The sequence below is a fragment of the Methylobacterium sp. BE186 genome (assembly GCF_031457035.1).
Classification (GTDB): domain Bacteria; phylum Pseudomonadota; class Alphaproteobacteria; order Rhizobiales; family Beijerinckiaceae; genus Methylobacterium; species Methylobacterium segetis.
Map to the genome: position 1 here is coordinate 229,050 of NZ_JAVDVV010000005.1, position 21,529 is coordinate 250,578.

23 protein-coding genes are annotated in these 21,529 nt (G+C 70.0%); 11 read left to right on the forward strand and 12 right to left on the reverse strand.

The window, feature by feature from the left end:
* Window positions 1-425 precede the first annotated feature (425 nt).
* From J2X36_RS08215 to rpmI, 5 genes are all read right to left on the reverse strand, one after another.
* Complete coding sequence (locus J2X36_RS08215) at window positions 426-1,259, reverse strand: DUF1186 domain-containing protein (RefSeq protein WP_310348137.1); 834 nt, start codon at window positions 1,257-1,259, stop codon at window positions 426-428.
* Window positions 1,256-3,679: a phenylalanine--tRNA ligase subunit beta gene (pheT, locus tag J2X36_RS08220; protein ID WP_310348140.1), complete on the reverse strand. Its 2,424-nt coding sequence runs from the start codon at window positions 3,677-3,679 to the stop codon at window positions 1,256-1,258. The genes J2X36_RS08215 and pheT overlap by 4 nt, the downstream gene beginning before the upstream one ends.
* Window positions 3,680-3,777: 98 nt before the next feature.
* Window positions 3,778-4,860: a phenylalanine--tRNA ligase subunit alpha gene (gene pheS / locus J2X36_RS08225; protein WP_310348142.1), complete on the reverse strand. Its 1,083-nt coding sequence runs from the start codon at window positions 4,858-4,860 to the stop codon at window positions 3,778-3,780.
* A 171-nt stretch (window positions 4,861-5,031) separates the two neighbouring features.
* Window positions 5,032-5,403 (reverse strand): 50S ribosomal protein L20, encoded by a 372-nt coding sequence (gene rplT, locus J2X36_RS08230; RefSeq protein WP_310348143.1) that lies wholly within the window; start codon window positions 5,401-5,403, stop codon window positions 5,032-5,034.
* Between the two features lie 50 nt (window positions 5,404-5,453).
* The gene (gene rpmI, locus J2X36_RS08235) at window positions 5,454-5,657 is read right to left on the reverse strand and encodes a 50S ribosomal protein L35 (protein ID WP_007561407.1); all 204 of its coding nucleotides are present in this window, start codon (window positions 5,655-5,657) and stop codon (window positions 5,454-5,456) included.
* Between the two features lie 432 nt (window positions 5,658-6,089).
* Here rpmI and J2X36_RS08240 point away from each other — a divergent pair, with 432 nt between their 5' ends.
* The gene (locus tag J2X36_RS08240) at window positions 6,090-7,223 is read left to right on the forward strand and encodes a glycosyltransferase family 4 protein (protein ID WP_310348239.1); all 1,134 of its coding nucleotides are present in this window, start codon (window positions 6,090-6,092) and stop codon (window positions 7,221-7,223) included.
* Window positions 7,224-7,382: 159 nt separating this feature from the next.
* A complete protein-coding gene (locus tag J2X36_RS08245) occupies window positions 7,383-9,716 on the forward strand; it encodes an amylo-alpha-1,6-glucosidase (protein WP_310348241.1) in 2,334 nt (777 codons plus the stop codon).
* 73 nt (window positions 9,717-9,789) lie between these two features.
* Here the strand turns inward: J2X36_RS08245 and J2X36_RS08250 are convergent, their stop codons facing one another.
* From J2X36_RS08250 to J2X36_RS08260, 3 genes are all read right to left on the reverse strand, one after another.
* On the reverse strand, window positions 9,790-10,647 hold the full coding sequence (locus tag J2X36_RS08250; RefSeq protein ID WP_310348243.1) for an FkbM family methyltransferase: 858 nt from the start codon (window positions 10,645-10,647) through the stop codon (window positions 9,790-9,792).
* 87 nt (window positions 10,648-10,734) lie between these two features.
* Window positions 10,735-11,256, reverse strand: coding sequence for a translation initiation factor IF-3 (gene infC, locus J2X36_RS08255; protein WP_245516469.1), 522 nt, complete (start codon window positions 11,254-11,256; stop codon window positions 10,735-10,737).
* Window positions 11,257-11,513: 257 nt separating this feature from the next.
* Window positions 11,514-12,731 (reverse strand): glycosyltransferase family 4 protein, encoded by a 1,218-nt coding sequence (locus J2X36_RS08260; protein ID WP_310348245.1) that lies wholly within the window; start codon window positions 12,729-12,731, stop codon window positions 11,514-11,516.
* A gap of 199 nt (window positions 12,732-12,930) precedes the next feature.
* Here J2X36_RS08260 and J2X36_RS08265 point away from each other — a divergent pair, with 199 nt between their 5' ends.
* A complete protein-coding gene (locus tag J2X36_RS08265) occupies window positions 12,931-13,722 on the forward strand; it encodes an alpha/beta hydrolase (protein WP_310348246.1) in 792 nt (263 codons plus the stop codon).
* A 34-nt stretch (window positions 13,723-13,756) separates the two neighbouring features.
* Here the strand turns inward: J2X36_RS08265 and J2X36_RS08270 are convergent, their stop codons facing one another.
* The gene (locus J2X36_RS08270) at window positions 13,757-14,041 is read right to left on the reverse strand and encodes a DUF1150 domain-containing protein (protein WP_132252019.1); all 285 of its coding nucleotides are present in this window, start codon (window positions 14,039-14,041) and stop codon (window positions 13,757-13,759) included.
* 83 nt (window positions 14,042-14,124) lie between these two features.
* Complete coding sequence (locus J2X36_RS08275; RefSeq protein WP_132252022.1) at window positions 14,125-14,553, reverse strand: Hsp20 family protein; 429 nt, start codon at window positions 14,551-14,553, stop codon at window positions 14,125-14,127.
* A gap of 429 nt (window positions 14,554-14,982) precedes the next feature.
* On the opposite strand from J2X36_RS08275, the gene J2X36_RS08280 reads away from it, so the two are divergent.
* The 8 genes from J2X36_RS08280 (at window position 14,983) to J2X36_RS08315 (ending at window position 20,863) form a co-directional block, all read left to right on the forward strand.
* On the forward strand, window positions 14,983-15,480 hold the full coding sequence (locus J2X36_RS08280; protein ID WP_310348254.1) for a hypothetical protein: 498 nt from the start codon (window positions 14,983-14,985) through the stop codon (window positions 15,478-15,480).
* Between the two features lie 88 nt (window positions 15,481-15,568).
* On the forward strand, window positions 15,569-16,045 hold the full coding sequence (locus tag J2X36_RS08285) for a Tat pathway signal protein (protein ID WP_405029752.1): 477 nt from the start codon (window positions 15,569-15,571) through the stop codon (window positions 16,043-16,045).
* Between the two features lie 90 nt (window positions 16,046-16,135).
* The gene (locus J2X36_RS08290) at window positions 16,136-16,828 is read left to right on the forward strand and encodes a MotA/TolQ/ExbB proton channel family protein (protein WP_310348260.1); all 693 of its coding nucleotides are present in this window, start codon (window positions 16,136-16,138) and stop codon (window positions 16,826-16,828) included.
* Between the two features lie 117 nt (window positions 16,829-16,945).
* Window positions 16,946-17,452: a protein TolR gene (tolR, locus tag J2X36_RS08295; RefSeq protein WP_132252027.1), complete on the forward strand. Its 507-nt coding sequence runs from the start codon at window positions 16,946-16,948 to the stop codon at window positions 17,450-17,452.
* A gap of 4 nt (window positions 17,453-17,456) precedes the next feature.
* A complete protein-coding gene (locus tag J2X36_RS08300; protein ID WP_310348263.1) occupies window positions 17,457-18,491 on the forward strand; it encodes a TonB family protein in 1,035 nt (344 codons plus the stop codon).
* A 338-nt stretch (window positions 18,492-18,829) separates the two neighbouring features.
* Window positions 18,830-20,149, forward strand: coding sequence for an MFS transporter (locus tag J2X36_RS08305; RefSeq protein ID WP_310348266.1), 1,320 nt, complete (start codon window positions 18,830-18,832; stop codon window positions 20,147-20,149).
* A 239-nt stretch (window positions 20,150-20,388) separates the two neighbouring features.
* Entirely contained in the window at window positions 20,389-20,613 is a 225-nt protein-coding gene (locus tag J2X36_RS08310) for a hypothetical protein (protein WP_132252033.1), read from the forward strand.
* Between the two features lie 4 nt (window positions 20,614-20,617).
* Complete coding sequence (locus tag J2X36_RS08315) at window positions 20,618-20,863, forward strand: BrnA antitoxin family protein (RefSeq protein WP_132252035.1); 246 nt, start codon at window positions 20,618-20,620, stop codon at window positions 20,861-20,863.
* 7 nt (window positions 20,864-20,870) lie between these two features.
* Here J2X36_RS08315 and J2X36_RS08320 read toward each other — a convergent pair whose 3' ends face one another.
* Both J2X36_RS08320 and J2X36_RS08325 read right to left on the reverse strand, forming a co-directional pair.
* Complete coding sequence (locus J2X36_RS08320) at window positions 20,871-21,338, reverse strand: YaiI/YqxD family protein (protein WP_132252037.1); 468 nt, start codon at window positions 21,336-21,338, stop codon at window positions 20,871-20,873.
* Window position 21,339: 1 nt separating this feature from the next.
* Window positions 21,340-21,519: a hypothetical protein gene (locus tag J2X36_RS08325; RefSeq protein ID WP_245516471.1), complete on the reverse strand. Its 180-nt coding sequence runs from the start codon at window positions 21,517-21,519 to the stop codon at window positions 21,340-21,342.
* Between the last annotated feature and the right edge of the window lie 10 nt (window positions 21,520-21,529).

The window sequence follows — 21,529 nt, forward strand, 5'->3', positions numbered from 1 at the left end:
GATCCTTAAAATAAAGGGGCCATTTTGGTGAACTAGATTGCGTCACGCAAGTATTTTTCTAGAAAATATTTTAAATATTATATAATTTCTCTTGCGATTTTCGTCTACAAAGCGCGACGAGGCACGATCTGGCGTGCGGCAGAAGATTGAGTACAGTTATCAGGTTCGGAGATCGTCACCAGCGGCGAAACACTCCGTTCAGGTCGCGTGTCGCGCAGGCTCGGGCGGCGCTCGGCGTGGATCGAGACCTCGCAGCCTGCCACATCGGCATCGCGTTCGTTGCGCGACGTTCTCTAGAACAGCGCCGTTCCCAAACATCCCGGCCGGACCCGCTCGCCTTCGAACCATGAGGCAGCCGCCCCGCTCGCGGTGGCGATCCCAGTTTCAGGAACGGGTTCGTCCCGCAGCGCGTGCGCATCGGCGCGTCAGGCGCCGAGGCAGCACTTCTTGAACTTCTTTCCCGAGCCGCAGGGGCAGGGATCGTTGCGGCCGACGTCCCGGAACGGGTTGTGGGCGGGCTCGCCCGCGCCCTCCAGGGTCCAGGCCAGGGCCGCCAGCGGATCGTCGAGATAGCCGAGGCCGCGCTCGTCGAGGTCCCGAGTGTCGTCGGGTCGTGTCTCGGACCGGCGGAGCGCGCCGCGGAACCAGGCTGGGTCGGAGAATTCTGGCGGCAGCCGCCCGTCCTTGCGCGCCGCCTCGACGCGGGGCGCGAGGTCGCGCAGGCCGGTCAGCGCGATCGCCTCCTCCCAGCCCACCCAGCCGGCATCGCCCTCGACCGCGACGCGCTTGTCGTCGAATCGCGCGAGCATCCCGGCGGCGGCGTCCCTGGCGATGCGGCCGTCCCGAACCAGGAAGGCGGTGGCGGCCAGAGCCTCGTTGCGCACGAGGTCGTCCGTGGTGCTGTCGAGGACGAGCGCGAAGAGCGCGTCGGAGTCGCCGTCGTAGAGGCTCGCGAGAACCTGCGGCAGCGTCGTGCCGGCGGCGTCGCCGAGAAGGTCGTCGATCGTCTCGCCGTCCTGCCGGAGCAGGCGGAGCAAGGGCGGAAAGGCGCGCCCGTCCCGCACGGCGGCGAGCACGTGCAGGCCCCAGAACAGGAGGTTCGCCTCCTCGTCCGTCAACTCCGCGCCGGTTCCGGCCGCGTCGAGGAGGCGCAAGACCTCGCCCGAGATCGCCTCCGGCGCGGCGAGGGCCTCGCGCAGCGCCTCCTCGGGCAGGAAGTCGGCCTGCCCGAGGCGCCGGATGAGGTCGGTGCCCGTCACGAGCGCAGGGTCGCGCCGGTCTTGCGGGCGACCTCGGCGACGATCCTGGCGCTCACCGCCTCGATCTCGGCATCCGTCAGCGTCTTCTCGACGGGCTGGAGCCGGACCGCGATCGCCACCGACTTCGAGCCCTCGGGGATGCCGGTGCCCTCGTAGATGTCGAACACGTCGATGCCGGCGATCAGCTTGCGCTCGGCGGCCTGCGCGGCCTTCACGACATCACCCGCGGCGACGTCGCGGCCGACCACGAAGGCGAAGTCGCGCGAGACGGGCTGGAAGTCGGAGAGGGCGAGCGCCGGCTTCACCTTGGTCGGCTTGAACTTCGGCAGCGGCAGCGCGTCGAGGATGATCTCGAACGCGACGAAGGTCCCCTTCAGGTCGAGCGCCTTGAGGATGCGCGGATGGACCTCGCCGAAATGGCCCACTTGGTTCTTCGGTCCGAATTGAAGGGTGCCCGAGCGGCCGGGATGGAGCCATTCGGGGCCGCCCGCCGCCACCTGCAGGCCGCCGGTGGGCACGCCGAGGCCGGCCAGCAACGCGAGCGCGTCGGCCTTTCCGTCGAAGGCGTCGACGGCGCCTGCCGTGCTGTCCCAGTGGCGCCCGCCGCCCACGTGGCCCGCGCTGCCCCGGCGCACGGCCGCCGCGCGCATGGTCTGATCCTCCGGCTCGTCCCCCGCGAAGCACTGGCCGACCTCGAACAGGGCGACGTCGGGATAGCCGCGGTCGGCGTTGCGCTGGGCGGCGCGCAGCAGGCCCGGCACGAGGCTCGGGCGCATGTCCGAGAGGTCCGAGGCGATCGGGTTGGCGAGCGCCAGCGCCTCGCCGCCGCCGCCGAAGAGCACGGCATCCTCGTGCGGGATGAAGGACCAGGTCACGGCCTCCATCAGGCCGCGGCTCGCCAGCGCGCGCTTCGCCACGCGGGTGCGCTTCTGGATTACGGTCAGCACCGGCTTGGCGGCGCCCGCCACGAGGCGCGGCAGGGGCTTCGGCTCGATCCGGTCGAGGCCAGCGATGCGCACGATCTCCTCGACGAGATCGGCCTTGCCCTCGATGTCCGGCCGCCAAGAGGGCGCGAGCACCTTCACCCGGTCGCCGGTGCCGGCCACGTGGAAGCCGAGGGTCTCCAGCGTCACCTTCATCTCGGCCCGCGAGAGTTCGATGCCGGCGAGCCGCCGGACCTCCGTCCAGGGGAAGTCGATGACGTGGCCGGTCTCGGGCACCTCGCCCGCGATCGTCGCCTCGCTGGGGCTGCCGCCGCAGATGTCGAGGACGAGGCGGGTCGCGAGGTCGAGCCCGGGCAGGGTGAAGGCCGGGTCGACGCCGCGCTCGAAGCGGTAGCGCGCGTCCGTGATGACGCCGAGGCGGCGCCCGGTCTGGGCGATGTTGGCCGGGTCCCACAGGGCCGATTCGATGAGCACGTCGACAGTGCCCTCGTCGCAGCCCGAAGCCTCGCCGCCGATGATGCCGGCGATCGATTCGACACCGCGCTCGTCCGCGATCACGACCATCTCTTCGGTGAGCGTGTGGGTGCGGCCGTCGAGGGCGCGGAGCGTCTCGCCGTCCCGGGCCCGGCGCACGGTCAGCCCGCCCGCGACCTTGGCCGCGTCGAAGACGTGGAGCGGGCGCCCGCGGTCGAAGGTCATGTAGTTCGTGATGTCGACGAGGGCGTTGATCGGCCGGAGCCCGATCGCCCGCAGGCGCGCCTGCATCCAGGCCGGCGACGGGCCGTTGCGCACGCCGCGCACGAGCCGCAGGGCGAAGAGCGGGCAGAGCTTGGCGTCCTCGCCCGCGAAATCGAGGGCGACGGGGACCGGGCAGGTCCCTTCTCCGCGCACGGGCGGCAGCGGCTCGCGCTTCAGGATCCCGATCCCGGTCGCCGCGAGGTCCCGGGCGATGCCGTGGATGGAGGTGCAATCCGGCCGGTTCGGCGTGAGATTGATCTCGATGGTCGGGTCGTCGAGCCCGGCATAGAGGGCGTAGGGCTCGCCGACGGGGGCGTCCTCCGGCAGGTCGAGGATGCCGTCATGGTCGTCGCCGAGGCCGAGCTCGGCGCCCGAGCAGAGCATGCCGCGGCTCTCGACGCCGCGGATGGAGCCGACCGACAGGGTGATGTTCTTGCCCGGGACGTAGGTGCCGGGCGGCGCGAAGACCGATTTCATGCCTGCGCGCGCGTTCGGCGCCCCGCACACCACCTGCAGCGGCTGCCCGTCGCCCGCATCGACCGTGCAGACGCGCAGGCGGTCGGCGTTCGGGTGCTGCTCGGCGGTGAGCACCTTGGCGACGACGTAGGGCTTCAGCGCGGTCGCCTTGTCCTCGATGCCCTCCACCTCGAGGCCGATGCGCGTGAGCGTCTCGGCGATGGTGTCGAGGGAGGCGTCGGTCTCGAGGTGGTCCTTGAGCCAGGAGAGGGTGAATTTCATCGGAGCCGTCCTTCGGCGCCGCTTCCCGTCGGAGCGGGGGGCGCCGGCCTGGATGAGGGAGCGACCCGGCCGACGCCGGGATCGTGGGAGAGCTCAGGTCAGCCGGTGAGGCCGCTCACGAGGCTCGGCACGTCGAGGGGCCGGAAGCCGTAATGGTCGAGCCAGCGGACATCCGCCTCGAAGAAGGGGCGCAGGTCCGGCATCCCGTATTTCAGCATGGCGATGCGGTCGATGCCGACGCCGAAGGCGAAGCCCTGCACGCTGTCCGGGTCGAGCCCGCAATTCCGGAGCACGTTCGGGTGGACCATGCCGCAGCCGAGGATCTCCAGCCAGTCGTCGCCCTCGCCGAAGCGGATCTCGCCGCCCTTGCGCGAGCACTGGATGTCGACCTCCGCCGAAGGCTCGGTGAAGGGGAAGAAGGAGGGGCGGAAACGCATCTTCACGCCCTCCACCTCGAAGAACGCCTTGCAGAACTCCTCCAGCACCCATTTCAGGTTCGCGATGTTGGCCGAGCGGTCGATCACGAGCCCCTCGACCTGGTGGAACATCGGCGTGTGGGTCTGGTCCGAATCGTGCCGGTAGGTCCGTCCGGGGATGATCACCCGGATCGGCGGCGCCTCAGCCCGCATCGTGCGGATCTGGACGGGCGAGGTGTGGGTGCGCAGCACCTTGCGCTGCCCGTTCCGGTCGGGGCGCAGGAAGAAGGTGTCGTGCATCTCGCGGGCCGGGTGGCCCGGCGGGAAGTTGAGCGCGGTGAAGTTCAGCTCGTCCGTCTCGATGTCCGGCCCCTCGGCCACCGAGAAGCCCATATCGGCGAAGATCGCGGTGATCTCGTCGATGACCTGGCTGATCGGGTGGATGCGCCCGCGCGCCTCCGGCGCCTCGCGCAGGGGCAGGCTCACGTCGATCCGCTCGGCCGCGAGCCGCGCCGACAGTGCCGCCTCGGCCAGCGCCTCGCGCCGGCTCGTGAGAGCGCCCTGCACCCGGTCGCGCAGGCCGTTGATGAGGGGGCCGCGCTCCTTGCGCTCCTCCGGGCTCATGGAGCCGAGGGTCTTCAGGAGGTCCGACACGCTGCCCTTCTTGCCGAGCGCCGCGACGCGCAGGGATTCGAGCGAGGCCTCGTCGGAGGCCGCCTCCACTTTCGCGAGGAGATCGCGTTCGAGGGTGTCGAGATCGGTCATCGCTGTCCTCGGGCCGCCCGGCCGGGCGGGTCGGTGATGCGGGGTGCTTGTTCCGGCTCGCGCGCCGATGCAAGGGGCGCCGGCCGGCAGGGCCCGGAAATGACGAGGGCGCGGCGCCATCCGCGCCGCGCCCCTCGCCGGAACGTCCTGCTCTCGCGTGCGCCGGAGCCGTTACGCGGCCTTGGCGGACGGGAGGGCGGCCTTGGCCTTCTCCACCACCGCCGCAAAGCTCGCGGGCTCGTGGATGGCGAGCTCGGAGAGCGCCTTGCGGTCCACCACGATGCCGGACTTGGCCAGCCCGTCGATGAAGCGGGAATAGGTCAGGCCGTGCTCGCGCACCGCCGCGTTGAGCCGCTGGATCCAGAGGGCGCGGAAGGTGCGCTTCTTGTTCTTGCGGTCGCGGTAGGCGTATTGCAGACCCCTCTCCACCGCCTGCTTGGCGATGCGGATCGTATTCTTGCGCCGGCCGTAATAGCCGCGGGCGGCCTTGAGGACTTTCTTGTGCTTCGCGTGACTGGTCACGCCGCGCTTGACGCGGGCCATGGTCGATCTCCTGGACTAAAGAAAAACAGATTCGAAACGTCGTGAGGCACTTACCGCGCGTTCGGCAGGAAGTACTTCTTCACGTTGGCGGCATCGCCCTCGAAGAGGGTCGTCGTGCCGCGCAGGTTGCGGATCTGCTTCGTGGTCCGCTTGATCATGCCGTGGCGCTTGCCGGCCTGGGCATACATCACCTTGCCGGTGCCGGTGATCTTGAAGCGCTTCTTGGCGCCCGACTTCGTCTTCAGCTTGGGCATTTGGCTCTCCGTTGGGCAAGGCCCGTCCGACCCGGAAAGGGCCGGACCCCTCGCGTGCGATCGATGCTTCTGGTGGAGCAACACGAACCGCCACGGCAGCCCTATCCGGCCGGGCGGTTCGACGCGCGGGGCTTATGACAGATCGGCGACGCCGATTCAATCACTTCGCGGCGCCCGGTGCGACTTCCGCGCGACGCGCGCGCCCGGATATGGCCCCGGACGTGCATCGGCGTGTCTAGCCGGGCTGGCAGGACTCGTGAGTGCGGGCGAACAACAGGAGGGATAGCGGGGACATCTGCGGCGTGCGCCAAGATTTCGGTAACGCGCCAGCCCCACCGGAACCATAACCTTGGCTGTCAGTTTCGTTCATGTCCCACTCAGGCCGGATCGGGTTAGCTCTCCGAAACGCTCGTCCTCACAGGAGACTTTTTCGTGCGCATTGCCCAGATCGCCCCGCTCTCGGAGGCCGTGCCTCCGAAGTTCTACGGCGGCACAGAGCGCGTCGTGTCCTGGATCACCGAGGAACTCGTCCGGCAGGGACATGACGTGACGCTCTTCGCGAGCGGCGACTCGGATACCTCGGCCAAGCTCGCGGCCTGCACCCCCGAGGGGCTGCGGCTGCTCGGCTACCGCGACCACACCGCGAGCCACCTCGCGATGCTGCATCACGTCCGCCGCCGGGCGCACGAGTTCGACATCCTGCACTTCCACATCGACCTGCTGCAGTACCCGATGTTCGAGGACATGAACCACAAGTGCATCACCACGATGCACGGCCGCCTCGACGTGCCGGACTTCATGCCGGTCTACCGGACCTTCACCGGCATGCCGCTGGTCTCGATCTCGGACAACCAGCGCGAGCCGATGCCGCCGAACGTGAACTGGGCCTCGACGATCCATCACGGCCTGCCGGCGCAGAACTGCCCGTACTACCCCGACGCCAAGGGCGGCTACCTCGCCTTCCTCGGCCGCATCTCGCCCGAGAAGCGCCCCGACCGCGCGATCGAGATGGCGAAGCGCTCCGGCGTGCCGCTGAAGATCGCCGCCAAGGTCGACAAGGCGGACCAAGAATATTGGGACGAGGTCATCGAGCCGATGATCCACCATCCGCTGATTGAGTATATCGGCGAGATCAACGAGGAGCAGAAGAAGGACTTCCTCGGCAACGCCCTCGCCCTCGCCTTCCCGATCGACTGGCCGGAGCCCTTCGGCCTCGTCATGATCGAGGCGATGTCGGCCGGCACGCCGGTGATCGCCTTCCGCAACGGCTCCGTGCCCGAGGTGATCGCCGACGGCGTCAGCGGCGTCCTGTGCGACAGCATGGACGAGGCGGTCGCGGCGGTGGACAAGGTCAAGGCGATGAGCCGGGCCGGTGTGCGGCGCCATTTCGAGAGCCAGTTCACGGCCGAGTGCATGGTCCGCAAGTACGTGGCGGCCTACGAGCAGCTCCTCGCCGGCCAGACCGACGTCATCAAGCTGCCGACCGCGTCCGCCTTCGCCCCGCATTACGGCGAGATGAACGGCTCCGCCCGCCCCTCGCTCTCGGCCGCCGCGATGCCGGCCTGAACGACCCAGCGCGGCACGGCGCCTGCACGGGTTAACAGGCCCTCGCAGGCGTCGTAAGATCGCCCAACTCAGACGGTCCCAAGGGCCGCCGCTTCGCGATCCAGAGCGATTCGGCGGCCCTTTCGATTCGCGTCCCTCGACAATCCGGAGAAGCCCAGCATGGCGGCGGAAGACATGACGGCGAAGGCACACGCTCCCGATGCCGAGGCGCCGCAGCGCGCCTTCGGGTTCCAGGACGCCGACGAGGTTCTTCCGCAATACCACATCGAGGCGCAGACCTCCCTGGTCGAGCGCCCGCTGCGCTCGCTCAAGTTCGGCGAGGCCTTCGCCGTCCTCGACAGCTACGGCGACATCGGCGTGCTGCCCGGCCCCGAGGGGCTCTACTTCCAGGACACGCGCTACCTCTCGCGCCTGCATTTTACGATCGAGGACCAGCGGCCCCTCCTGCTCTCCTCGGTGATGCAGGACGACAACGGCGCGCTCAGCGTCGACATGACGACGCCCGACATCCGGATCGACGCGCACGACGACAGCTCGATCCCGCGCGAGGTGATCGCGATCGAGCGCACCAAGTTCCTGTTCAAGGGCAGCTGCTACGACCGGATCGGCCTGCGCTCCTACGATTCGCGCAAGCGCACCTTCCGCATCACCCTCACCTTCGACGCCGATTACCGCGACCTGTTCGAGGTGCGCGGCACCAACCGCACGCAGCGCGGCAAGCGCTCGGTGCAGGTGGCGAGCGAGCGCGAGGTGCAGTTCCGCTACGTCGGCCTCGACGAGGTGGTGCGCACCACCGCCGTGCATTTCGGGCCGAAGCCGAACCGGATCGAGGCGGGCCGCGCCGAGTTCGAGGTGACGCTGGCTCCGGGCGAGCGCGCCTCGCTGTTCATCCGCGTCGTCTGCGAGTCGCACCGCGCCTTCACGAGCGCGCCAGCGGCCGAGAAGGTCGGCGAGGAGGCGGCGGCCGGCCTCTCGGCGGCCGCGGGCAGCACGGGCGTGCGCCCGCCGAAGGGCCTCGCGGAGGGCGTGGTCTTCGCCCGCGCCTACCGGGACGCGCGGCGCGACCAGCGCCAGCTCACCGCCGGCATCACCACGATCATCTCCTCGAACGACCAGTTCAACGAGGCGGCCTGCCGCGCCACCGCCGACCTCTACATGCTCGCGAGCCGGACGCCCGAGGGCATCTATCCTTTCGCCGGCATCCCCTGGTACTCCACCGTGTTCGGCCGCGACGGCATCATCACGGCGATGATGTCGCTCTGGATCGACCCGAACTTCGCCAAGGGCGTGCTGCGCTACCTTGCCTCGACCCAGGCCAAGACCATCGATCCGGCGGCCGACGCCCAGCCCGGCAAGGTGCTCCACGAGACCCGCCGCGGCGAGATGGCGATGCTCGGCGAGGTGCCGTTCCGGCACTATTACGGCACGATCGACGGCACGCCGCTCTTCGTGATGCTGGCCTGGGACTATTACGCCGTGACCGGCGACCGGGACACGATCGCCAGGATCTGGCCGGCGCTCGAACTGGCGCTGACCTGGATGAACGAGTACGGCGACCGGGACGGCGACGGCTTCGTCGAATATGCCCGCGACACCGACAAGGGCCTCGAGAACCAGGGCTGGAAAGACAGCCACGATTCGATCTTCCACGCCGACGGGCAGCTCGCCAAGGGGCCGATCGCGCTCTGCGAGGTCCAGGGCTACGTCTACGCCGCCAAGAACGGCATGGCGAAGCTCGCCGCCATGCTCGGCCACGACGCCCTCGCCGAATCGCTGACGCATCAGGCCCGCCAGCTCCGGGAATCCTTCGACAAGGCGTTCTGGAACGCCGAGATCGGCACCTACGTGCTCGCCCTCGACGGCGAGAAGCGGCAATGCGCGGTGCGCTCGTCGAATGCGGGCCACGCCCTCTTCACCGGCATCGCCCTGCCGGAACGAGCCGCGAGCGTGGCCGCACAGCTCCTGTCAAAGGACGGGTTCAACGGCTGGGGCGTGCGCACGATCGCCCGCGGCGAGGCGCGCTACAACCCGATGTCCTATCACAACGGCTCGATCTGGCCGCACGACAACGCCCTGATCGCGCTCGGCCTCGCCCGCTACGACCTGAAGCCCGAGGCTTCGCGCATCTTCCAGGGCATGTTCGACACGGCCCTCTACCAGGACCAGAAGCGCCTGCCGGAGCTGTTCTGCGGCTTCATGCGGCGCCGTCAGCGCGGACCCGTGGCCTATCCCGTGGCCTGCAGCCCGCAGGCCTGGGCAGCGGCCGCCCCCTTCGCGTTCCTCGCGGCCTGCCTCGGCCTCGAGATCGACCACGCCCGCAACCGGGTCCGCTTCCGCAACCCGACCCTGCCGGCGTTCCTCGACGGCGTCTCGATCTTCAACGTGAAGGTCGGCTCCTCGCGCATCGATCTGCGCATCCAGCGCCACGCCGACGACGTGACGGTGAACGTGCTCCGGCGGACGGGCGACGCGCAGATCGCGATGCTGAAGTGAAGCGGCACGCACCCTCTCCCGTTCGGGAGAGGGTCGGGACGAGGGGCCGCGTCGGCTCAGGAGCGTCGGCCCCTCAGAGGCCGAGGCGTTTCCGCAGGCCGGCCAGCCCCCGCCCCTCCTGCTGCGCCCTCAGGCGTTCGAGCCGCTCGCCCGAATAGGCCGCGACGAGGTCCGTGTTGCAGCGGTGCTGCGTCAGGTTGCGGTGGAGGAACTCGTAGACGCCGATGGCGCGCACGTCCGTGAGCCGGCCGTCGCGCCAGATGTGGAGCTGGGGGAATGTGTCCAGCAGCCATTCGAGGAAACGGCGCGGGCTCTTGTCGTAGGACGCGATCTGGCACCACGAGTTGAACTCAAGCATCACCACGGGCTCGAACCGGGCGAGGATCTCTGACGCGCCGAGCAGCGCCTCCTGTTCCAGCCCCTCGATGTCGATCTTGATGGCGTCGAGCCGCGTGATCCCGGCCTCGGCGGCGATGTCGTCGAGGCGGCGCATCGGCACCGGCGTGCTCGGCACCGAGGCCATGGTCGCCTCGGCCACCACGAAGCCGAAGGCGGAATGGTCGAAGAACGGGACCGTGCCGGTCTCCGATCCCACCGCGCAGTGGATCGGGCGGATGACCGAAGCGCCGTGCTCGTAGACGTTGCGCGAGAGGGCCGCGAAGTTCCGCGGGGCCGCCTCGATCGCGTAGATCCGGCCCCGGCGCGCCGTCTCGGCGGCGACGAGCGCCGTCAGGCCGATATTGGCACCGACGTCGAGCGCGACGGAATCCGCCTCCAGCACCCCTTCGCAGAACTGCCGGTAATGCCGGAAGCGGCCGGCCGTGTAGCGGGCGAAGGCGGGGTCGCCGGCGGGCGCGTGGATCAGGCGCATCCGCCCGGCGAGCGGAACCCGCCTGGACAGGAAGGCGTCGGTCGGGGCAGCGGTGGCCACAGGGTCCATCTCATGAAAAGGGCGCCGCCCCTGGAGGAGGCGGCGCGCTGTCGAAACGGTGTGGGCGAGGAAGTCGTTCGCCGCGCATCAGCGCGGGGCGAGGACCATGATCATCTGGCGGCCTTCGAGCATCGGCTCGCTCTCCACCTTGGCGATCTCGGCGGTCTCGACCTTCACGCGCTCCAAGAGACGCAGCCCGAGATCCTGGTGCGCCATCTCGCGACCGCGGAAACGCAGCGTGATCTTGACCTTGTCGCCCTCCTCGAAGAAGCGCTGCACGGCCTTCATCTTCACGTCGTAATCGTGCTTGTCGATGCCGGGGCGGAGCTTGATCTCCTTCACCTCGACCGTCTTCTGCCGCTTGCGGGCCTCGTTCTGCTTCTTCTGTTCGTTGAAGCGGAAGCGCCCGTAATCGAGGAACTTGCAGACGGGAGGCGTGGAATTGGGAGCGATCTCGACGAGATCGAGGCCAGCCTCTTCGGCAAGCTGAAGGGCATCGAAGAAGGGCACGATGCCACGGTTCTGGCCGGTGTCATCGATGAGCTGCACTTCGCGAACGCCGCGGATGTCCCGGTTGGCGCGCGGCCCGTCCTTCTGCGGGGCCGGCATGGCTCTCATAGGTCTACGAATGGCTGTATTCTCCTCAAGCAACGACGAAACGGCAGTCTGCGGCACCGAACGTGAGTGCCCCGACCACCGAACGCTCCGGCCTTTCCCGGATGCGACACCTTGGCCGATCCGCTTCACAAGTCAACATCCGAGACTTGCCGCAGTTCACGGGCGGTGACGGCCTGTCGGGCCGGATCCCCGAAGACCTTGGCCGGCCTCTGTACGATCCCGTATTGTCCTCAGATGCGAACGATCCTTCACCGGGGCAAGAGCCGGGCGTAGACGCCGAGCGTGTCGGCGACCATCCGCTCCAGCGAGAAATGGGCCTCCACATGCGCCCGCTCGCGCCGCGCCAGCGCGTCCCGGGCGCTCGCCCCGAGGGAGAGCGCCTCCGCCAGGGCCTTGGCGAGCGCGCCCGCATCGCCCGCGGGCACGCGCCAGCCCGTGCGCTGTCCCGGCGCCACGTCGGGCGGGCTCAGCACCGTCTCCGGTACCGCCCCGAGGTCGGACACGACGACCGGCGTGCCGAGCGCCTGCGCCTCAACGGCCGAGCGCCCGAAGGCTTCGGGCTCGATCGAGGGGACGGCGACCACCGAGGCGGCGCGGAAGGCGGCCGGCATGTCGGTGCAATGGCCGACGCGGCGGACCACGCCCGCGAGGCCATGGGCAGCGATCAGCGCGTCGAGTTCCCGCTCGTAGGCCGCCCTGCCCTGCGGATCCCCGGCGAGTATCACGGCGAAATCCCCGAGGCCGCGGTCGCGCATCAGCGCCGCCGCCTCGATCAGGACGCGCTGGCCCTTCCAGGCGGTGAGACGCGCCGCGAGCAGGATCACCCGCTCGTGCGGAGCGACGCCCCAGCTCCGCCGCAGCGCCTCGACCCGGGCGGCACCGACCGCCACAGGGTTGAAGGTCGCGAGATCGGTGCCGCGGTGGATCACCTCGACGCGGTCGCCTGCCTGCTCGGCGTGGAGCGTCCGGATCCGGTCCGCCGTGTAGCGCGAGTTGGCGATGACCACGTCGCCGCGCGCCATCACCGAATTGTAGAGCACCTTCACGCCCGTCCGGCCGGAATAGCTGCCGTGATAGGTCGTCACGAAGGGGATCTTCAGCCGCCGCGCCGCGCCGAGGGCCACCCAGGCCGGCGCCCGCGAGCGGGCGTGGATCAGCTGCACGCCCTCGCGCCTGCACAGGCTCATCAGGCGCCGGACGTTGAGGGCCATCGCGACCGGGTTCTTCGCGGCCGCCGGGAACGGGACCCAGATGCCGCCCTTCGCCTGCAATTCGCCGACGAGGCGGCCGCCCTCGGTGGCCACCAGCGGTCGCGCGCCGGCCGCGGCGAGCCCCGCCGCGACGTCGACGGCCGTGCGCTCGGCACCGCCCGCCTCCAACTCGGGGATGATCTGCAGGATGCAGGCGCCCGCGAGCGGGCCGATCTCCGCCGGAAAGGCGTGACCAGGGCGTGGCTCGCCGCTCATCGGAGCGCGGCCCGCGGCGGGGCGTGAGGATGGCGTGCCGGGGCTCGGCCGCCCCCTGAATGTGCGGTCATGGTCGGAAGGATCGCTGCACCCCCTAACGTCCGGGTAAACGGAACCCTTGCGCGCCGCATCGACATTGGTGGATGCCCGCAATCAACAGGTAACCCTCGCAACAGCTAACCCCCGCGGCAGGAGATCGATGCAGACCGAGAGCGCTCATCCGGCCGAGGCAGGCCCGGACTTCATCACCGTCGAGGCGGGAGGCGCGCGCCGCCGCATCGCCGTGAGGGTGCGCGAGGGGGCGGGGCCGCCCGTGATCTGGCTCGGCGGCTTCCGCTCCGACATGGGCGCCACCAAGGCGATGGCGGTCGATGCTTGGGCGAAGGAGTCGGGGCGCAAGCTCGTCCGCTTCGATTATTCGGGCCACGGCGCCTCGGACGGCACCTTCGCCGAGGGCACCATCTCGGCCTGGCTCGCGGACGCGGAGGCGGTGATCGCGATCTACGCCCGGGAGCGTCCAATCATGATCGGTTCGTCCATGGGCGGATGGATCGCGTGCCTCGCGGCGCGCGCCCGCCGCGAGCGCGGCGAGGCGCCGCCGGCGGGCCTCGTCCTGATCGCCCCGGCCCTCGATTTCACAGAAACGCTGATGTGGGATCGCTTCCCGCAGGAGGTCCGGGACACTCTGTTGCGGGACCGGGTCTGGCACCGTCCGACGGACTACGCCCCCGAACCCGACCCGATCTCCCTCGACCTGATCGAGGACGGGCGCCGGCACCTGATGCTCGATGGCCCGCTCGATTTCGGCTGTCCGGTCCACATCCTCCAGGGCCTGGAGGATCCGGACGTGCCGGCAGCCCATGCCTTCCGCCTCGTCGAGCGGCTGCCGAAGGCGGGGCTCGTGCTCACGCTGATCGCGGACGGCGACCACCGGCTGTCGCGCCCCCAGGACATTCGCCGCCTGGTCGCGGCGGTGGCCGAGATGGCGTGACGGCGGCCCGGATGCGATCCGGGCCGCGGGACGGTCAGTGCAGGCTCACGGTGTGGAGGTCGTGCGCCATCGCGTTCGCGACGACGACGTCGCGCGAATCGGCGAGGAGGATCGGCGCGCCGCTGGCCGAGAGCAGGGCGAACAGATCGAGCCCGGGCGTCAGTTCCGGCGCCTGCGGGAAGAATCGCTTCACGTCGTCCGAGCGGATCGGGCGGACATAGGCGATGTGGCCTTCGCCGAGAGCGGCGAGGTCCGCGGGGTTGAACTCCGCCGGATCGAGATCGGCGGCCGTCAGGGGGTTCTGGTTGAGGTCGGTCATGTCATGCCCTCCTTCCGAGGCAGAGCTTGGGGCCGGTTTGCAGTCCCGAGGCGACGCCGGCCGGTGGGAAGTGGCCGAGCGCGTCAGTCGCGGGACGCGATGGCGATCTTGCGGACGACCCGCTCCGGTTCCGGCCGGGCGAGGTCGATCGAGAGGAGCCCGTTCGAGAGGTCGGCGCCGAGCACCTCCATGCCGTCCGCCAGCAGGAAGGCCCGCTGGAACTGACGCGCGGCGATGCCGCGGTGGAGGAATTGCCGCTCGCGCTCGTCCACCTGCCGTCCGCGGACGACGAGCTGGTTCTCCTCGAGCATCACGTCGAGCTGGTCGCGGGTGAAGCCCGCCACCGCCAGGGTGATGCGGAGCCGGTCCGGCTCCTGCTCCGTGCGCGTCAGACGCTCGATATTGTAGGGCGGATACCCGTCGTTCGCCGCTTTCGAGACGCGATCGAGAGCCTGCTCGATCTCGTCGAAGCCGAGGAGGAACGGATGTCCGAACGGAGAGGGACGCGTCATCGCCGGTCTGAGTCCTTTCCGAAGCCCCAGGCCGTGAGACCGAGCGGGCACTTCGTCGTGGGAGCCCGCGGATGCAGCGCTCCGGCCGACGGGACCCCGCCGGTGTTCCGGATATGGAGGGCTCGCGAAGCCTCATCAAGGGGCGCGCAGGCCGCCGGCCTCGCTTCTTCCGCGAGCGCGGTCGCCCTAGCGCGAGCGCGCGGGGACAAGCCCTCTCGGGATCGGGATTTTTGCGCAGGCCAATCCAGGATTTTTCGGCAAAGCTTCGCCGCGCCGAATCACGATCTCGCGGTAACAGTTTGGAACTGCTCTATAATTCAGGGCAGACCTTGATCCCGAGGGGTGTCCTCGGATACTCCCGCGGCCAAGCGTTGTCCGGTGGCTTGTGCAGTGCCCGTGCCGGCAAGCTCGAGCTTGACCGGGATCTGCATGAGCGCGTCCTCGATTCCATCCGTCACCGATCGGATGCTGAAGGTCAGCGAGGTCTGCGCGGACGACGCGGACGTGCTCGCCCTGTCGGTAGCCCGTTTCGTGGCCTCGGGATACATGACGAGCGACGTCGCCTGCTGGGACGCGGCCTTCGACGGCGCGGAGCGGCTCCTCGGTGCGGCCGAGGGCGGCCGCCTCGTCTCCGGCATGGTCGGGGTCCTGCGGGCCCTGCGCGCGGAGCGGAGCGGGGATTGGCAATTCATGCCGGCCACGTGCTGCCGGGTGACGGCGAATGAATGTGCCCTGGTCGCGCTGATCCGGCGCGGCCGGTGCCGGCATTGGGAGGCGGTCCGGCGGGAAGCGGCGGAACTCGCGGGTCGGCCGGAGGCGCCACGCCTCGCGGAGGCGGTGCGCGATGCCGCCGAGACGATCAACGCCGCGGCTGCGCGGCTGCAGCCTGCCGAGGCGCGCAGGCCGCGCGGCACGCCGCTGCACTGAAATCGGGACGGTCAATGAACCGGGTCGTCCGAGAGGGACGGCGGAACATCAGGGGGAAACGAGCGTGACGGCGAACGGGCAGGTGGCGATGCGGGAACGAGGCGAGAATGGGTGCGGCGAGGATCGGCGCCGGCGGGTCACCCGCTTCGCGGCGCTTGCCGCACTCGCTCTTCCGCTTGCCGGCCCGGCCTCGGCGCAGGAGGGCGGCGCCAGGGGCGCTCCGATCAAGCTGCAGCTCAACCGCCTCGAGGCGACGGGCGATGCCTGCCGAACCTACCTACTCGTCGACAACAGCCGCGGGACGGCGCTGAAATCCCTCAAGGTCGATCTGTTCGCCTTCGACACCGACGGGGTGGCTCAGAAGCGCATCGCCGTCGAGCTCGGACCGCTCGCCGAGAAGAAGACCAGCGTGAAGATCTTCGACTTCGCGGGCATCGCCTGCCCGAAGATCGGCCGCGTCCTCCTCAACGACGTTCTCTCCTGCGAGGGAGGTGAGTCCAGCCGGGAAGCCTGCCTCGAGCGGACCGAGACCGAGAGCAAGGGCAGCGTCCCGTTCGACCGCTGACCTGACACCGTCATCCCGTCCGGCCCTTGCGGCCGGGCGACCCGCGGGCTCGTGCCCGCACAGGATTTGAGAGAGTTCGAGGAGCCCGTGATGGATCCCACACCCGCAGCCGCCGAAGCGGTGCACGATTTCTCTTTCGTCGGTCTGTTCCTCCAGGCCGACCCGATCGTGAAGGGCGTCATGATCCTTCTGGTGGTCGCCTCGATCGCCTGCTGGACCGTCGTCTTCGAGAAGATCGTGCGGCTCGCCGCCGCCAAGCGTCAGGCGAAGGCCTTCGAGGCCCTGGTCCGCTCGGGCGGGGCGCTGGAGGCCGGCCGCAAGGGAATCTCGTCCCACATCGTCAACGCCGCACTCGAGGCGTGGCGAGACCAGGATCCGACCGAGACCCGCGCCGAGCGCCGCGACCGCATCGAGCGCGCCATGCGCGCGGCTCTGGGGCTCGAGGTCAAGCGGCTTCAGACCGGCCTCCCGCTCCTCGCCACCGCAGGCTCCACGGCCCCGTTCGTCGGGCTGTTCGGCACCGTCTGGGGCATCATGAATTCGTTCTCGTCGATCGCGAAGAGCCAGGACACCTCGCTCGCCGTGGTGGCGCCCGGCATCGCCGAGGCGCTGTTCGCCACCGCGATCGGCCTCGTCGTCGCGATCCCGGCGGTGATGGCCTACAACAAGCTGACGAACGATGTCGGCCGCATCCAAGGCGCCTTCGTCTCCTGCATCGGCGTGCTCGGCAACCGGCTCGCCCGCGACCGCGGCGTGCACGGCCGGGCGGCGGCCGCCGAGTAGCCGTCCGGCGACGTCCAACCTCCCGACCGGTCGCCGCTCCGAGCGGCGGGCCGGCACCCCACGTTTCGCGGCGGGCCTCGTGCCAGCGTTCGCCGCCCGAGCCCCGGAGGGCGAGTCATGGCCATGGGTTCGATCCGCGCGAGCGGCGACGACGAGGACGGTCTCGATACGACGCCGATGTCCGAGATCAACGTCACGCCGATGGTCGACGTGATGCTGGTGCTGCTGATCATCTTCATGGTCGCGGCGCCGCTGATGACGACCGGCGTGCCGGTCCAGCTGCCGAAGACCTCGGCCGCCAAGGTCGCGCAGGCGAAGAAGCCCCTCGAAGTCACGATCGACAAGGACGGCAACCCCTCGATCGCCAAGGAGGTCTTCACCCAGGAGACCCTGATGCCGCGCCTGCGGGCGCTGGCTGCGGAGGATCCCAGCCAGGTGATGCTGGTGCGCGGCGACCGCGACGTGCCCTACGGCAAGATCATGGAAGTGATGGGCCTCGTCGGCCAGGCGGGCTTCACCAAGGTGTCGCTGATCGCCCAGTCGCCGGGAGGACCCCTGCCGGCCGCGCCCTCAGGTGGCGCTCCGGCCGCGCCGGCGGCCCCGGCGAACGGAGCGGCCCGCTAGTCCCATGAGCGTCCTCGTTTCCAGCGGTGAGCCTGAGAACGGGCGGTCCCCGCTCGCCGCCGCCTTCCTCGTCGCCCTCGCAATGCACGTCGCCGCGCTGATCGGGATCGCGCTCTACCGCCTGAGCCCGCCCGCTCCTCCCGGCGAGCAGCAGATCTCGATCGACCTCGCGCCTCAGATGACGGAGGCCGATGTTCAGGCGCCGAGCGAGACGCAGGCCAGCGAGACCGCGCCGCCGCCGCCGACACCGGTCGAGACTTCGAACGAGACCGAGGCCGTAAAGCCTCCGGACGTGACCGCGGTGGCGCCCGAGGAGACCGTGGCGGAGAAGCCGCCGGAGATTTCCGAGCAGCCTCCGGTGACGGCTCAGACGGAGCCGCCGCCGGACGCGATGCCGGTCGAGCCGGAGAGCCAGGTCATCACCTCGACGGCTCCGCAGGCCGAGCCGCTCGCCCCGCCGCCGCCGCTGCTTGCGCAATCGCCCGAGCCGCCGAAGCCCGTCGAGCAGGCCAAGCCGAAGCCGGACCCGGTCAAGATCGCGGCCGAGCGCGAGGCCAAGCTGAAGGCCATCCGCGACGCGAAGCGCAAGGCCGAGGCGGAAGAGCAGCGCCGGGAGGCGGTGCGCGAGGCCCGGGAGAAGGCGGCGCGCGACGCCAAGGCGCGGGCCGCCCAGGCGAGTGCCGGCCGCGCCGATCGCAGCTCGGCCTCCTCGTCGGCCCAGAACGCCGCGGGACGCGCGGCCTCGGGCAACGACCCGAATGCCCTGCGCCAGTGGCAGGGCATGCTGAGCTCGGCCATCCACGGCCGGATGAACCGCAACGCCGCGGCTGGGACGGGCGGCGGCGTGGCCGTGGTTCGCTTCACCGTGACGCGTTCCGGGCAGGTTACGAGCGCGAGCCTTGCCGGCAGCAGCGGCGTCGGCGCGATCGACGGTGCCGCGCTCGCGGCCGTGCGCGGCTCGCTGCCCCCGGCACCGGCCGGGGTGACGCTGTCGTCCCTCTCGGTGACCGTGCCGATGCGATTCAGCCCCGGCCGGTAGCCGCGGCACGAGGCGATGATCCGACTCCTCGCCCGCCGGATGAGCGAGGCGTGGATCAAGACCCGAGGGCCACGCGTCCCGCCGATGATGCCGAAGCGGGCTCCCGCGATGCGCCTGGACGGGATGTCGGCGGCCGGCAAGATGCGCCACGGCCTGTCTCAGTCCAGCTGAGGTCGGGAGACGCGTGAAGCAACTCTGCGTGGCAGATCTCAGCTGACGTCTTCACGAAGAGTTTAATCCGCCGACCGGAACGGGTGCGGGGCAAGTCTGATTGCCGCGATCGGAGACGTGCGCACCATCGGTGCCGGGCTCCTCCCTGATCCGCCGAGGAAATGCGCATGTCCGGTGTGAGTGGTGTCGCAGACGCGCCCGGTCCCGTTCGGGCGCCCTCCGAGCGCGCCCTGCGTGGCCTGGACGCCCTGAACTTCTTCCTGGCCGACGTGCGCGACGGCCTCGGCCCGTACCTCGCCATCTATCTCCTGGCGGTGCGCGGTCCGGAGCAGGGCTGGAACGAGGCGACGATCGGCCTCGTCATGACGATTGCCGGTATCGCGGGTCTCATCGCGCAGACGCCCGCCGGCGCTCTGATCGACCGCACCAACCACAAGGGCGCGATCGTGATCGCTGCGGCCGTCGCGGTGACCCTGAGTTGCCTGATCCTGCCCTTCGTCTCGAACTTCTATCTCGTGGCGGCGACGCAATCGCTCGCCGGGATCGCCGGAGCGATCTTTCCTCCCGCTCTCGCGGCGATCACGCTGGGCGTCGTCGGACCGAAGATGTTCTCGAAGCGCATCGGCCGGAACGAGGGCTTCAACCATGCGGGCAATGCCACCTCGGCCGCGATCGCGGGCTCGACCGCCTATTTCTTCGGGCCGATCGTCGTGTTCTGGCTGATGGCGGTGCTCGCCGCAGCGTCCATCGTCGCCATGCTGATGATCCCGGCAAAGGCCATCGACGACGACCTCGCCCGCGGCCTCGATTGCACCGAGACCGAGGACTGCGAGCAGCCGTCCGGGCTCGCCGCCCTCTTCCAGAACAAGTACCTGCTCCTTTTCGCCGTGCTCTGCACGGCGTTCCACCTCGCGAACGCGGCGATGCTGCCCTCGGTCGGTCAGCTCCTCACGAAGATCTCCGGCAAGGACCACGCGACCTCGCTGATCGCCGTGTGCATCGTGGCCGCCCAATGCGTGATGGTGCCGGTTGCGGTCTTCGTCGGCGCCAAGGCCGACGTGATCGGCCGCAAGCCGATCTTCCTCGTGGCCTTCGGCGTCCTCGCCCTGCGGGGCGTGCTCTACACTCTCTCGGACAATCCGTTCTGGCTGGTGGGCGTGCAGTGCCTCGACGGCATCGGCGCGGGCATCTACGGAGCCCTGTTCCCCATCGTCGTCGCGGATCTCACCCGCGGCACGGGCCGATTCAACGTGGCGCAGGGGGCGGTGGCGACGGCACAGGGGCTCGGCGCGTCCTTCAGCGCCTCGCTGGCGGGGGTGATCATCGTCGCTGCCGGATTCTCGACGGCGTTCCTGTCGCTCGCCGCGATTGCCGCAGCGGGGTTCGTCGTCTACCTCGTGATGATGCCGGAGAGCCGGGGCTTCGAGCCTCAGGCTCGTCCGGACGGCGGTGCCGGGCCGCTGATGCCGACACCGGCTGCCGCCTGAACCGGCCGGCTCGGGGAATTCCGGGGGCAGGATTCGTTAGGCATTCGCCTTGCGTGGGACCTGCGTGCTACACAGGCGCATCCCGCCCGCATGCATCCGCGTGACGGGTGTGCGGACAGCAACGCCGGCCCAACCCCTCCCTCCCCTCCGGAGCCGGCGCGACCGATCGGAGCCTCGTCTTCCGGCCGTGCCCGAGCGCGCGGCCGCTCCGCTCGACGAGGCACCGAGAAAGGACATCGATGAGCCAGGACAGCGAAGTCCGCACCAAGGCCGAGGAGCGCGCCGAACGGGCCGAGCGCATGGCCAAGGAGGGCGCGCAGGCGATGGCCGAGCATCTCGCTTCTATCAAGGCTGTCGATGAGCGCACGGCTCGCCTGCGAGCCCTCCGCCTCGCCAAGGAGGCGTCCGACGCCGAGGCGCGGGCCGCTGCCCCGCCCTCCCCGAAGAAGCGCAAGGGAAAGTAAGGTCATGCCGATCGACCGCAGCCGCCGGACCAGCGATCCCCGTAAGGCGGCCGAGGCCGCTTTCCGCTCCGTCACCACGAAGCCGGCCGCCCCGGCGCCCACCGCGCCTGCCGCGCCCGCTGCCGTGCCGGGCATTCGCGAGAGCGTGACCCTGCGCCTCGACAGCGCCGTCCTGGAGCACTTCCAGAAGGATGGACCCGGCTGGCAGGACCGCATCAACGACGCCCTCCGGAAGCTCGTCGGCGCCTGAGCGAAGCTCAGCGCGCGCGTGCTCGGCGGAGGCGGTTCACGGCCTGGTCGAGCGCGCCGAGGAAGGCCGAGCGGTCCCGGGCGGAGAACGGCTTCGGGCCTCCGGTGATCAGGCCACCCTCACGCAGATCCTGCATCAGGTTGCGCGTCGCGAGCGCGAGGCCGATCGAATTCTCGCTGAACGGCTTGCCGGTCGGTGCGATCACCGTCGCGCCCTGCCCGACGCATCGGCTCGCGAGCGGCACGTCCGCGGTGATGACGATCGCACCCGGCCCGGCACGGGCGGCGATCCAGTCGTCGGCCGCATCGAAGCCGTCGCCGACCACGACCCGCTCGATCCAGGGCTCGCGCGGAAGATTCAGGAAGCTGTTGGCGACGACGTAGACATGGAGGCCGTACCGGCCCGCGACGCGATACGTCTCGTCCTTCACCGGGCAGGCGTCCGCGTCGACGTAGATCGCGATCTCGGTGCTCATGTCATCGGCCCCGGACGAGCCGCGCGGCGAAGCCGAGGGCGATGAGCAGGATCCCGAGGGCGAAATGGCTGCGCTCGATCGCGCCACCGATCGAGGCGACGATCGCCCGGCCGATCACGACGATCCCGACGATCGGCAGGCCGAAGCGGAGCGAGAGCCGCAGCGGCGTGCGCCAGGTCATGCCGGAGCCG